Consider the following 12,794-nt stretch of genomic DNA (forward strand, 5'->3'; position numbering starts at 1 on the left):
TCAGCGCACCAGGTAGGGACGGCTGGCGTCGCCCGAACGGGGTTCGCCGCTGTAGCCCTCCTGCGGGAAGTCCCCGACCATGAAGGGATTCATGCCCTGGTTCTTCAGGCTCTGCAGGAACTGCGGGAAGCCTTGCAGGTCGACCATGCGCGGCGCCTCCGTCAGGCGTTGCACCGGCGCGCCCTCCATGGCGTCGAGGATGCCCTGCAGGTTCTCCATCGGCTCTTCCACGAAATCCGCCAGCGTCCAGATGCGGATATCCGCGCGGCGGCTGCGGTCGCGCAGCGTCTCGACGAAATCGGCCTCGCGCCTCTGCAGGGCCGCGGCCTCCGTCCGGATGTCCGAGAAATTCCGGTTCGACGTGAAGAGCCGCACGGCCCAGGCCCCGGTTATCACCGAGATCTGCGCATTGTCGTCATTCGCCATGAAGGCGCCCGGACGCTGATTGTCCTGTGGCCCGAACATGAAGACCTGCCGTTCGCCGCGGGTGTTCCAGATGAGGTTCGTCAGGAACGCCTCGGGGTTGTAGTCGCGCAGGCTCGCCGACGCGCTGAGCGCCCCGGCATGAACGTCCGCGCCGCCCGAGAACCGAACCCGGCGCGGCGCGAAAAGGTTGCCGTGCACGGTGCTGCCAAGCCGACGCGACAGCCAGGCCTCGAAATTCTCGAACAGGTCGTTGAAGCCGTGGAACACCGAATAGGGCGCGGCGGTGATGCCGTTCTCCCAGCCGGGGTTCGGATACCGGCTATGCATGTAAAGGCCCGAGCGCCCGCGCGTCCGCCGCTCCAGCGCCTTCGAGAAGACGCGGTCGATCTTGCCCGGCGCGGGTTCGGCCATGCGGTCGCCGGTATGCTCGGCCGACAGGAACGTGCGGTAGAGCCGGTTGGCCCGCGGCCAGATCTTGCGCGCCACGAAACAGTCCGAGCGGCGCAGGAGGTGCAGGTGATCGTCGTAGAAGACGTGCGGCTTGCCCTGGAAATCGAACTTCGACAGCGTGAGCGACCGGCTTTCGATGCGGCGGCCGTAGTTTCGCACGAGCGTCTGGTAGTAGCTTTCGTCTGGGATCCAGACGAGGCGGAAGAAATCCTCCAGCTCCTTGCGGCGCGGGTCCTCGAGGATCGCCGAAAGGGTCTGCCGGGTCAGGCACCACCACTGGCTGCCGAGGTGCGGGGTGATCCCCTCGGGCAGCTTTCGGCGATAGCCGACGGCGCGCTGCAACTCAACGTAACGGTCGAACAGGAACCGCCGCGTCTTCCACGGCCAGGGAAAGCGGTACTCGAAACGCTCCTCGTTGAGGCCGCCGACGGTCCAGTCGACATCGCGGATCGTGACGCTTTCGATGAAGTCGGTCATCGGCCGGGCCGCGAGATAGGCTCGAAGGTCATCGACCGGGCGGAGCGGAAGGCAGGACCCCGAGGCGAGGTAGACGTGCCGGACGGCCGGAAACTCGGCCAGCATCATCTCGCTCGCCGTCTGGCTGGCCTTTACCAGCGACCATGTTCCCCAGTCGCAGCGATGACGCTTGCAGAAGCGCACGTTGTCGAGGTCGGACAGGGACTTGCGGAAGTCGTTGAACCGCTCGCGCGGGACGGAGCGGTCCACGTGGATCACCATGGGACAGTCCCGCTCGGCCCAATGCCTCGCCACCTGCGCCGCCCGGTGGAGCGCGGTGTGGCACAGCATCACGAAGCCCAGCGTACTCATGCCCAGTTCCCCTTGGACATGAGGCCCAGGATCTCCAGCTGGCGCCAGTTGATGTACCGCTCGGACCAGCGGGTCCAGAGATCGGGGTCCTTCGTCAGGCCGTCATGGTAGGCCTTGTACTCGGCGCTGGCGGCGTAGTGCTGCCGGCGCACCATCTCCTCGGCGGCCTTCTCGACGAAGGTGGACAGGAATTTCGCGTGAAGCAGGACGCCCGAAGTCTTCTCGCCGCCCCATTCGTCGAACACGAGGTTCAGACCCCGCGGCAGCAGCATGTGGGTGGAACTTGCGTAGGCGAAACCCTTCTGCCACCGCACCAGCGGGATCTTGTTCAGCGCCGGCGCGCGCTCGGGCTTCTCGGCGAAGAAGGTGCGCGCCCTCGGGCCGCCCTGGATCCAGAGGTTTCCGTAAGTCCAGTTGCGCTGGATCATGTAGTTTCCGGCGTCGAACCAGCAGGCGATCTCGAAGGGGTTCTGGCCGTCGGAACAAGGCTGCGCCGTGATCGGCCCCTTGGGGTACATGTCGAGGACCATGGCCCCGAAACTCTTGATGGAAGACGATTCCAGCCAGTCGCAGAGCGCGGGGATCGGCCGCGTATCCGAGAAGGGATAGACGAGGAACTCGTCGGGATCGACCGTCAGGCACCAGTGGCCGGTCCCGTAGAGCCGCAGGAGACGGTTCATCCAGTCGGCCCCGAACCGCGCGCGCTTGTAGCTGTCGGGCGTGGTCCAGACGGAACAGTCTCGTTGCTCCGCGAGATACTCGCGCGAGCCGTCATCGCTGTCGTTGTCGACGAACAGGAAATGCGAGACGCCCCGGTCGCGGTAGTAGGACAGGAAATACTTCAGGCGCGGGCGCTCGTTGCGCAGCGTGCAGAAGCACAGAACATCGCCGGTGCGAATGGCATCGGTCCGGTCGGCGACAGACAGCAAGGAGCGGCTCTTCCGCCAGGCGCGGACGAGATACTTCTTGCGCTCCAGGCGCAGGGCGTAGCGCTGCACCGCCTTCATTCACGGCCTTTCCGCCCGATCCCGCAACGCCGACAGCGCCGCGGAAACCCGTTCAAAATGCTCCTGCCAGCCGGGCGCCTCGGGCGGGGTTCCGGACGGCCCCGCGATACTGCCCGACATGTATTGTCTTATCGTTGCCGCCCAAGAATAGACGTCGGTCGGGTCCACGTAAACGGCATGTGGCCCCAGATATGCCCTTAGTACGGGCAAATCTGCGCATATAGGGCGTGCTCCGAGGGCCAGCGCCTCCCACGGGGGAAGGCCGAACCCCTCTGCAAGCGTCGGGTAGAGCAACGCCCCCGCCCGCGCCAACTGATCGGCAAGCGCGGCATCCGGGGTCCCCGTGTGCAGGAAGATGGACCTGCCGAACAGGGGATGGCCCTCGATCTCACGGCGGATCGCGTCGCCCTTCCAGCCCGGGTTGCCGACGATGTGGAGCTGCGGAACCTCGCCCGCGTCTTCGGCGAGCAGCGACCAGGCCCGGAGGATCGTGCCGTGGTTCTTCCTCGGCTCGAGCGTGCCGACCATGACGAAACGCCCCGTCTCGCGCGGGGGTGGACTGGGCAGGTCGGGCAACTCCGGCACGCCGATCGGCGCGGCAATGACGACGGGCTTCCGCGAAAGCGGCCCCCAGTGGTCCGAAAGGCGACGGCGCGTGTCCTCGGACACCGCCACGACAAGCGCGGCATGCGCGGCGACCGTGCCGAGTTTGCGGGCGAAAGCCTCGGGTTGGTCCGTCGGCACGAGGTCGGGATGGGTCAGCGGGATCAGGTCATGCAGAACGGTGACGATCCGGCAGCCATCCGTATCGAGCGCCGAGTACACCCGCGCGGCAAGATTGGCGTGGCCCACGTTGCAGTAGGTCCGCGGGGCATGGCGCCGGACCATGGCCGAAAGGCCCCAGGGCGAACAGCGGTCGATCGCGTGCCTGCGGATCAGGGCCTCGGCACGATGGCGGGCGCGCCCTCCCCGCCCCGTGATCCGCGACCAAAGGTCGGCCTCCCCCGGCTCCGAAATGCCGAGAAGAACCTCCGAGAGAGCCTTCCCTCCCTCCGGTGGCAGAAGGAGAAAACCGCGCGTGGTCCGGCAGAGGCATTGCAGCCCGCCGCCCGTGGACGCGAGCCGATCCAGCCAGGCCAGTTCGACCCGGTCGATACCCGTGGGAACGCCCCGACCCGCCCGCGACAGCGTGCGGGTCAGATCGAGCCAGACGGGACCCTGCGCCAGCGCGTCGTCCGGCAGGCCCGTCACCCCGATGCCGTCACTGGGCCGCGTTGGGCACCGACATCAGGTCGGCCAGGAAATCGGTGAACTCCTCGCGGAGGTCGTCGCGTGCCATGCCGAAGGCCACCGTGGCCTGAAGGAAACCGGCCTTGGACCCGCAGTCGAACCGCTGCCCGCGGAAGCGGAAGCCGTAGACATTGTCGTGCGCCGCGATCTCCTGCGCGATGGCGTCGGTCAGCTGCAGTTCACCGCCGGCGCCGGTCTTGATCCGGTTGAGGTTCACCATGACCTGCGGGCTGAGGATGTAGCGGCCGATCACGGCGAGGTTCGACGGCGCGGTGCCGGCGGCGGGCTTCTCCACCATGCCCTTTACCGACACCACGGAGCCCATGTCCTCTTTCACGTCGAGGATACCGTAGGCATGGGTCTTGTTGTCGGGCACCTCCATCGCGGCGACCATGTTGCCACCGATCTCGGAATACGCCTCGACCATCTGCTGCAGGCAGGGCGTCTCGGCGGCGATCACATCGTCGGGCAGGATGACGGCGAAGGGCTCGTTCGACAGAAGCCGGCGGGCGCACCACACGGCATGGCCGAGGCCCAGCGCCTTGTGCTGCCGGATGTAGGCGATGGCGCCAGAATCCATGTTGGTGGATTTCAGCGTTTCAAGAAGGTCCTTCTTGCCCTTCTTGCGCAGCTGGCTCTCCAGCTCGGGCGAATGGTCGAAGTAGTCTTCCAGCGCGGACTTTCCGCGGCTGGTGACGAAAATGAATTCCTTGATCCCCGCGGCGCGCGCCTCGTCGATGGCGTACTGGATGAGCGGGCGGTCGACCAGCGTCATGATCTCCTTCGGGATGGACTTGGTCGCCGGCAGGAACCGCGTCCCAAGACCCGCTACAGGAAAGATCGCCTTCGTGACCCGTTTCTTCATAAGTTCCTCGCGCTTGCACGTAACCGGTGGCAGTCATGGCGCCCACCCAGCACTGCAGAAGCCATACTAACGAATCGTCAAGCGCCGTGAAACCGCACAATTGGGGGTGTGGCGAACCTTTGCGGGGCCACGCGCTCGACTTCCGCGTAAAGCCGCGAGCGCGGGCGCCATGCCTGAAATCTCGGCATATCCCTGTCGGAGCGGCCATAGAGACCGCCGGTCTGTTCCCACCATCCCCCGTCGGTGAAGGCCACCCGATGCGCCCGCGGCGTGGGTTCGAGAAGAAACAGGCTCACCCGGGCACCGTCGCGGACACGTCGCTCGGCCTCCGCGCGGAGGGTTGCGGCCCGGAACCGCCAACCCGCCAGAACCTCGTCCGGACCGCCGGGCACGTCCCGAACGGCCATGAACTCCGCGCCCTGCGGGATCGGCGCATGTTCGCCAACCGGGCGTCTGCGCCCCTCCTCGATGCCCGCGCGCAGCGAATCGAGCAGCCGTTCGATGTCGCGGGCGCCGATCTTGCGGCGTCGCGCCAACCTGAAGAGGCGAAGGCGCTGATCCCCGGCAAGCGCCGAAAGCGCCTCATCCAGCTCGTTTGGTGAATGCTTGCGCAGGAAGGCGGCGGTGGAGGCGCCGATATCGTGCAGGCTGAGCGGAACGCGGTCCGCGGCGCGGCGCGGGCTCGCGGCAAAGGCATGGTGAACCTGCGCCCGCGGGAGCCAGGCCGCCGAGTGCCCGGCAAAGGCCAGGCGAAGGGACAGGTCCGTGTCATCAAGATAGTAGCGGAAGGCGGTGTCGAAGCCGCCGAGATGGTCGAGAACATCGCGCCGGATCGCCATGTTCGTGCCGTGCAGCTTCCGGACCGCTCCCGTCGGCAAGGGTGTATCCCCGGAGCCTAGGCGCGCGTCCCGTCCCTGCCGGTCCACGGCCATCGGCCCCCATTGCAGCGAAATCCCGTTCCGCCCGATCACGGGGCCCGTCGCCGCGCCGAGGCCGGGATCGCCGGCAAAGGCGGCAAGGACCTCGGCGGCCCATGTCGGCTCGGGCGCGGCATCGTCGTCGAGAAAGGCCACCACGTCGCCCGCGGCCCGGGCGATCCCGTCGTTTCGGGCCTGTGCAAGGTTCGCCTCGCCCTGAAGCGCTGTCTTGAGACGACCGGCGAAGGGAAGCCCCGCCGCCACGTCGAGACCGGCGGCATCGGCAACGACGATGACTTCGAGGTCCGCGAGCGTCGATTGCGACAGTGCCAGAAGACAGCGCCTGAGTGCGATCGGCCGGCCATGGCTGGCGACGACGACGCTCAGGCGCGGTCGGCCGCTCAAGGCATCCCCATCCCGGTCAGCATCGCTTCGATCCTCGGGATGTCCTCGGGGTTGTTCAACTCCCAGAACTTGCGCCCGCGCGCCTCGACCTCGACGCAGAGAACCCGGTGCCCCGCCTCGAGGAACCGCAACTGCTCAAGTCCCTCCAGCTGCTCCAGCGGGCCCACGGGCCAGTCGGGATAGGCATGGAGCGCCCAGGGCCTGTAGGCGTAGACGCCGACATGGTGGAAGACGGGCGTCGGGGCCTCGGCGGCATAGGTCTCGGACGTGTAGGGGATGACTTCCTTTGAGAAGTAGAGGGCACGCATCTCGCTGTCGCAGACCGCCGTGGTGCCGCCGACGCGGCCCGCCGCCCGGTCGGCCTTGAGCGCGGCCAGTGTCTCGCCGTCGCAACGCAGGATCGGCGTGGCGAGCGCCGCCTGGCTGTCGGCCTCCAGCCCGTCGACCAGCGCGGTCAGGAACCAAGGCGGGGTCAGCGGCGCGTCGCCCTGAAGGTTCACGACCATCTCCACTCCGGGGCCGAGCAAGGCCAGCGCCTCGGCACAGCGCTCGGTCCCGTTCCGGCATAGATCGGACGTCATCAGGACCTCCGCCCCGAACCCCTGCGCCGCCTCGGCGATGCGGGTGTCGTCGGTCGCGACGAAGATGGCGTCGAAGCGATCGACCTCGCGGGCCGCGCGCCAACTGCGCTCGATCAGGCTTCGGGCCTCTCCGGTGGCGCCACGCAACAAGGCCAGCGGCTTGCCGGGAAACCGGACCGAGGGATAGCGCGCGGGGATGATGCAGACTGTCTTCATCGGCCGCTCACGGCGCCTTCAATTCGACGCCGGGCGCATGGGCGATGAAGAAGCCGTTCGCGAAACCCGGTTTGCCGTAGTCGAACGGGGCGTGATCCTCGAAACGGACGACCTGTCCGCCGGCCCCGCGCAGGACCGCGTCGCCGGCGGCGGTGTCCCATTCCATCGTGCGGCCCAGGCGTGGATAGAGATCCGCCTCGCCGGTCGCCACGAGGCAGAACTTGAGCGAACTGCCCGCGCTCTTGAGATCCGCCACGGCGTATTTCGCGATGTAGTCGTCCGTCGCCGCGTCGCGGTGGGACTTCGACGCCACGACGTAGAGCGCGGCGTTGTCGGGGCTGCGCACCGAAATGGGCGTCACCTCGCCCTGGGTCTCGGGGTCGAAGGGCCCCATCTCCTCGAGGCTCTGTCCGTCGGCGTCGGTGTAGAACAGGCGCCCCTTCGCAGGCGCGTAGACGACGCCGCGCACGGGAACGCCGTTCTCGACAAGCGCGATGTTGACGGTGAAATCGCCCCGGCGCTTCACGAATTCCTTTGTCCCGTCGAGAGGATCGACGATCAGGAAGGTCGATGCCGTCTGGTCGTGACTGTCGGCCTGTTCCTCGGTCACGAGCGCGAGATCCGGAAAGGCGGACCTCAGTCGAGCGGAAATCAGCGCATCCGCCGCCTCGTCGGCCTCGGTCACGGGACTGCTGTCCGATTTCGCGCGAACCTCGAAATCCTCTACGGCGTAGATTTCCATGATCTTCTCGCCGGCCAGGATCGCCGCGCGCCTCAATTCCACCATCAGGGCGGTGTAATCCATATCTTAACCATCCTTCGCTTTGCTGCGATTGAAGCGGCGATCCCTCTGGGTTATCGTTTCATGACGTCGCGGCGGCAAGGGCAACGAACCCCGGCAGTCCCGGTAAAGGGGCAGTCATCGCGCGAAACGGCCGGAAAGGCGGGCAGGCGACACATGTTCCAGGCGGCAAGACCGACATCGACGGGCGCGCTCCTGTTCGGCCTCGCGGAAGTGACCTATCACGCCACGGTGCGGAAGGTCCGCAAGACCCACGGCAACGCCGTTCTCGCCATCGGCATGAGCCTGATGCAGAGCGTTCTGTTCGTGGCCGCCTTCTACCTGATGTTCAATGTGCTGGGGACACGAAGCGCGGCGATCCGCGGCGACTTCATGCTCTACCTGTTGTCGGGGATCTTCCTCTACCTCGTGCATATCCAGGCACTTCAGGGGGTCATGGGTTCGGAGACGTCGACCTCGGTGATGATGCAGCACGCGCCGATGAACACGCTCGTCGCGATCCTGTCGTCGGCGCTGTCGGTGCTTTACGTGAAGACCATCAGCATTCTCGTGATCCTCTTCGTGCTCCACACGCTGATCGAGCCGGTGGAGTTCCACGACTGGTCGGGCGCGATGATGATGTACCTGCTGGCCTGGGGCTCGGGATGCGCGCTGGGCCTCATCCTGATGGCGGCCAAGCCCTGGGCGCCGGATGTCGTGAAGATCATCCAGATGGTCTACGTCCGGGCCAACATGATCGCTTCGGGAAAGATGTTCGTGGCGAACATGATGCCGGGCTTCATGATCAACATGTTCGACTGGAACCCCCTGTTCCACATCATCGACCAGGCGCGCGGCTTCACCTTCGTGAACTATTTCCCGCACCACACCAACTGGCAGTACCCGCTTTATGCAACGCTGGTTCTTCTGCTGCTGGGGATGATGGGGGAGTTCTACACACGCAAGCGCGCCTCGGCGAGCTGGGATGCCCGTCGCTGACCGCGACTAGTCCACGACACGCAGCGTCAGGTTGATACGTCCGCCCTTCGTCAGAAGGGCCGAACTTCCGGGACGGACCCTGTCGATGCCGTGATAGGCCAGACGCGCGGGCCCGGCGAGGACCGCGACATCGCCCGACCTCAGCCAGACCGATTTCGTCGGACCGCCGCGTTCGGCGCCGCCGACCCGGAACAGCGCATCGTCCCCCAGCGAGATGGAAACGACCGGCATGGCGAAATCCGCCTCGTCCCTGTCCTGGTGCAGCCCCATCCGAGCGGCTTCGTCGTAGAAGTTCACGAGACAGCACTGCGGGTCGCGGTCCACGCCCGAGACCCCGCGCCACACATCCAGCGCGCGCGACGGGATCGGCGGCCAGTCCATGCCGCCCGGATGCCGCGCCTCGTAACGATATCCGCGCCGGTCCGAGACCCAGCCCCTTTGCCCGGCCGATGTCATCCTGACCGACATCTCCTTGCCCCGCGCGGTGACCGGCCGGAACAGCGGGGCGGCGCGGACGACGGCGCGAACTTCGTCCAGAAGCGCGCGCTGCGCCTCGAGGTCGAGGAGACCCGAATACACCTGCACTCCGTTGACCTCGATCGCCGTCATTGTGCATTCCCCGTCATCGTGTCGGCTTCGGGCGCTTGCAGGCCCATATCGCCCTTCTTATATACGCCCGGAAGCGGTCGGGCGTGCATTCCGGCCGGTCATCACCATAGGCAAGACAGGGCGGCACGGGGGCCGCAACCGGACCCGCCCCGCCTGTTCGCTTGAAGAAAGGGACCTGACGCAATGGCCAAAGTGATCGGTATCGACCTTGGAACCACCAACTCCTGCGTGGCTATCATGGATGGCAGCCAACCGCGGGTAATCGAAAACTCCGAAGGCGCGCGCACCACGCCGTCGATCGTCGCCTACACGGATGACGAGCGCCTCGTGGGTCAGCCCGCGAAACGGCAGGCTGTCACTAACCCGGAAAACACCGTCTTCGCGGTGAAGCGCCTGATCGGGCGCCGCCTCGGCGATGCCGAGGTCGAGAAGGACAAGAAACTCGTTCCCTACAAGATCGTGGACGGCGGCAACGGCGACGCCTGGGTCGAGGTGAAGGGCGAGAAGTTCAGCCCCTCGCAGATCTCCGCCCAGATTCTCGGCAAGATGAAGGAGACCGCCGAAAGCTACCTCGGCGAAGAGGTGACGCAGGCCGTCATCACCGTGCCCGCCTACTTCAACGACGCCCAGCGCCAGGCGACCAAGGACGCCGGCAAGATCGCGGGCCTCGAAGTGCTGCGCATCATCAACGAGCCGACGGCCGCCGCGCTGGCCTATGGTCTCGACAAGAAGGAATCGAAGACGATCGCGGTCTATGACCTCGGCGGCGGCACGTTCGATATCACCATTCTCGAAATCGACGACGGCCTCTTCGAGGTGAAGTCCACCAACGGGGACACGTTCCTCGGCGGCGAGGACTTCGACATGCGGATCGTCAATTACCTGGCCGACGAGTTCAAGAAGGAGAACGGCGTCGACCTGACGAACGACAAGATGGCGCTTCAGCGTCTCAAGGAAGCGGCCGAAAAGGCGAAGATCGAGCTGTCGAGCTCGAGCCAGACCGAGATCAACCAGCCCTTCATCTCGATGGGTTCGAATGGCCAGCCGCTCCACCTCGTGATGAAGCTGACGCGCGCCAAGCTCGAAAGCCTCGTGGGCGACCTGATCTCCAAGTCGATGAAGCCCTGCGCCGCGGCCCTCAAGGACGCGGGCCTCAGCAAGGGCGAGATCGACGAGGTCGTCCTCGTCGGCGGCATGACCCGGATGCCCAAGGTCATCGAGGAAGTGACGAAGTTCTTCGGCAAGGAGCCCCACAAGGGCGTCAACCCGGACGAAGTCGTGGCCATGGGCGCCGCGATCCAGGCCGGCGTCCTTCAGGGCGACGTGAAGGACGTGGTCCTTCTCGACGTGACGCCCCTGTCGCTCGGCATCGAGACGCTGGGCGGTGTCTTCACGCGCCTGATCGACCGGAACACGACGATCCCGACCAAGAAGTCGCAGATCTTCTCTACGGCCGAGGACAACCAGAACGCCGTGACGATCCGTGTCTTCCAGGGTGAGCGCGAGATGGCAGCCGACAACAAGATGCTCGGCCAGTTCAACCTCGAGCAGATCCCGCCCGCGCCGCGTGGCGTGCCCCAGATCGAGGTGACCTTCGACATCGACGCCAACGGCATCGTGTCCGTCTCCGCGAAGGACAAGGGCACCGGCAAGGAGCAGAAGATCACGATCCAGGCCTCCGGCGGCCTCTCGGACGAGGATATCGAGCGCATGGTGCGCGAGGCGGAGGAGAATGCCGACGCCGACAAGCAGCGCAAGGAACTGGTCGAGACGAAGAACCAGGCCGAAAGCCTCATCCACGCCACCGAGAAGTCGATCCAGGAGCATGGCGACAAGGTCGATCCCTCGACCGTCGAGGCGATCGAACTGGCGCTCAAGGCCCTCAAGGAGCAGGTGGAGACCGAGGATACCGGCAAGATCAAGTCCGGCATCCAGAACGTCACCGAGGCGTCGATGCGACTTGGCGAGGCGATCTACAAGGCGCAGCAGGACGATGCCGACGGCCCGGACGATGACGGCGACGCCGCACGCCCGGTCGATGACGACATCGTCGACGCCGACTTCGAAGACCTCGACGACGACCGCAAGCGCGGCTGATCGCGTGACATGACCCACATGTGACCGGCCCGGGGCGACCCAGGCCGGTCCGTGCGTTCAAGGAAGGAACGACATGGCAAAGCGCGATTACTACGAGGTGCTCGGGATCTCGAAGGGCGCCTCTGCCGAAGAGATCAAGAAGGCCTATCGCACGAAGGCGAAGGAGCTTCACCCGGATCGCAATTCCGACAATCCCGACGCCGAAGCCCAGTTCAAGGAAGCCAACGAGGCCTATGACGTCCTGAAGGACCCCGACAAGAAGGCGGCCTACGACCGTTTCGGCCACGCGGCCTTCGATGGCGGCATGGCCGGCGGCCCGCGCGCGGGCGGCTTCGGTGGCGGCCCGGGACAGGGCGATTTCGCCTCCGCCTTCTCGGACGTGTTCGAGGACCTGTTCGGCGACTTCATGGGCGGCCAGCGGGGCGGCACGCGTCGCAGCCGGGCAACCCGCGGCTCGGACCTCCGATACAATCTGAAAATCGGTCTCGAAGACGCCTATTCGGGTCTGCAAAAGCAGATCACCGTGCCCACCGCCGTGGCCTGCGGGTCCTGCAGCGGCACCGGCTCGGAAGGCGGATCGGAACCCGTGACCTGCCCCACCTGCTCGGGCATGGGAAAGGTGCGCGCGCAACAGGGCTTCTTCACCGTCGAACGGACCTGCCCGACCTGTTCGGGCGCAGGCCAGATCGTGAAGAACCCGTGCCGGTCCTGCGGCGGCGCAGGCCGCGTGCAGAAGGACCGCGCGCTGAACGTCAACATTCCGGCAGGTGTCGAGACCGGCACGCGAATCCGTCTTTCGGGTGAGGGCGAAGCGGGTCTGCGCGGCGGGCCTTCGGGGGATCTCTATATCTTCATCGAGGTGGCCGACCATGCGCTGTTCCAGCGTGACGGCATGGACCTCTATTGCCGGGTTCCGGTGCCGATGACGCGCGCCGCCCTCGGCGGCGAGGTCGAGGTGCCCACGATCGATGGCGGCCGGTCCCGCGTGAAGGTGCCCGAGGGCTCTCAATCGGGGCGGCAGATGCGGCTTCGGGGCAAGGGGATGCCGGCGCTTCGCGGCACCGGCATGGGTGACATGTACATCGAACTTGCCGTCGAGACCCCCGTCAGCCTCAACGCCGAGCAGAAGGCCCTTCTCCGCCAGTTCGAGGAAAGCTGCGCCAAGTCGAACAATCCCGACGCCAGCGGCTTCTTCGACAAGGTGCGGAAATTCTGGGACGACCTCGCCAACTGATCCCGACCCGATCCCGGACCCCGGTGGATTGACCCTTCAATCCGCCGGGTGCCCCTTGTAGCCTTGGACGCGCGATGAGGGGCCCGCGC

Annotated in this window: 11 protein-coding genes; 3 read left to right on the forward strand and 8 right to left on the reverse strand. The window is 66.2% G+C overall.

Annotated features, from left to right (window positions below):
* The 7 genes from N8I71_RS05445 to cysQ form a co-directional block, all read right to left on the reverse strand.
* Positions 1-1,704: a beta-1,6-N-acetylglucosaminyltransferase gene (locus N8I71_RS05445; RefSeq protein WP_262876929.1), complete on the reverse strand. Its 1,704-nt coding sequence runs from the start codon at positions 1,702-1,704 to the stop codon at positions 1-3.
* On the reverse strand, positions 1,701-2,711 hold the full coding sequence (locus tag N8I71_RS05450) for a glycosyltransferase family 2 protein (RefSeq protein ID WP_262876930.1): 1,011 nt from the start codon (positions 2,709-2,711) through the stop codon (positions 1,701-1,703). The genes N8I71_RS05445 and N8I71_RS05450 overlap by 4 nt, the downstream gene beginning before the upstream one ends.
* The gene (locus tag N8I71_RS05455; protein WP_262876931.1) at positions 2,712-3,962 is read right to left on the reverse strand and encodes a glycosyltransferase; all 1,251 of its coding nucleotides are present in this window, start codon (positions 3,960-3,962) and stop codon (positions 2,712-2,714) included. It abuts the gene before it with no gap.
* A 10-nt stretch (positions 3,963-3,972) separates the two neighbouring features.
* Positions 3,973-4,866, reverse strand: a complete 894-nt coding sequence (galU, locus tag N8I71_RS05460) for a UTP--glucose-1-phosphate uridylyltransferase GalU (protein WP_262876932.1) — start codon at positions 4,864-4,866, stop codon at positions 3,973-3,975.
* 77 nt (positions 4,867-4,943) lie between these two features.
* Complete coding sequence (locus N8I71_RS05465) at positions 4,944-6,188, reverse strand: glycosyltransferase family 2 protein (RefSeq protein ID WP_262876933.1); 1,245 nt, start codon at positions 6,186-6,188, stop codon at positions 4,944-4,946.
* Positions 6,185-6,985 carry a 3-deoxy-manno-octulosonate cytidylyltransferase gene (locus tag N8I71_RS05470; protein WP_262876934.1) on the reverse strand — a complete coding sequence of 267 codons (801 nt, stop codon included), beginning with the start codon at positions 6,983-6,985 and terminating at the stop codon, positions 6,185-6,187. Before N8I71_RS05470 ends, N8I71_RS05465 begins: the two co-directional genes overlap by 4 nt.
* Positions 6,986-6,992: 7 nt before the next feature.
* Entirely contained in the window at positions 6,993-7,790 is a 798-nt protein-coding gene (gene cysQ, locus N8I71_RS05475) for a 3'(2'),5'-bisphosphate nucleotidase CysQ (RefSeq protein ID WP_262876935.1), read from the reverse strand.
* A 153-nt stretch (positions 7,791-7,943) separates the two neighbouring features.
* Between cysQ and N8I71_RS05480 the strand changes: the two genes are divergently transcribed.
* Positions 7,944-8,765: an ABC transporter permease gene (locus N8I71_RS05480; RefSeq protein WP_262876936.1), complete on the forward strand. Its 822-nt coding sequence runs from the start codon at positions 7,944-7,946 to the stop codon at positions 8,763-8,765.
* A gap of 6 nt (positions 8,766-8,771) precedes the next feature.
* Here N8I71_RS05480 and N8I71_RS05485 read toward each other — a convergent pair whose 3' ends face one another.
* A complete protein-coding gene (locus tag N8I71_RS05485; protein ID WP_262876937.1) occupies positions 8,772-9,374 on the reverse strand; it encodes an alpha-ketoglutarate-dependent dioxygenase AlkB family protein in 603 nt (200 codons plus the stop codon).
* A gap of 183 nt (positions 9,375-9,557) precedes the next feature.
* Here N8I71_RS05485 and dnaK point away from each other — a divergent pair, with 183 nt between their 5' ends.
* Both dnaK and dnaJ read left to right on the forward strand, forming a co-directional pair.
* Positions 9,558-11,471 (forward strand): molecular chaperone DnaK, encoded by a 1,914-nt coding sequence (gene dnaK, locus N8I71_RS05490; protein WP_262876938.1) that lies wholly within the window; start codon positions 9,558-9,560, stop codon positions 11,469-11,471.
* Between the two features lie 73 nt (positions 11,472-11,544).
* Complete coding sequence (gene dnaJ / locus N8I71_RS05495; protein ID WP_262876939.1) at positions 11,545-12,705, forward strand: molecular chaperone DnaJ; 1,161 nt, start codon at positions 11,545-11,547, stop codon at positions 12,703-12,705.
* Positions 12,706-12,794: the final 89 nt, after the last annotated feature.

This window comes from Roseicyclus sediminis (assembly GCF_025515305.1).
GTDB classification, from domain to species: Bacteria; Pseudomonadota; Alphaproteobacteria; order Rhodobacterales; family Rhodobacteraceae; genus Roseibacterium; species Roseibacterium sediminis.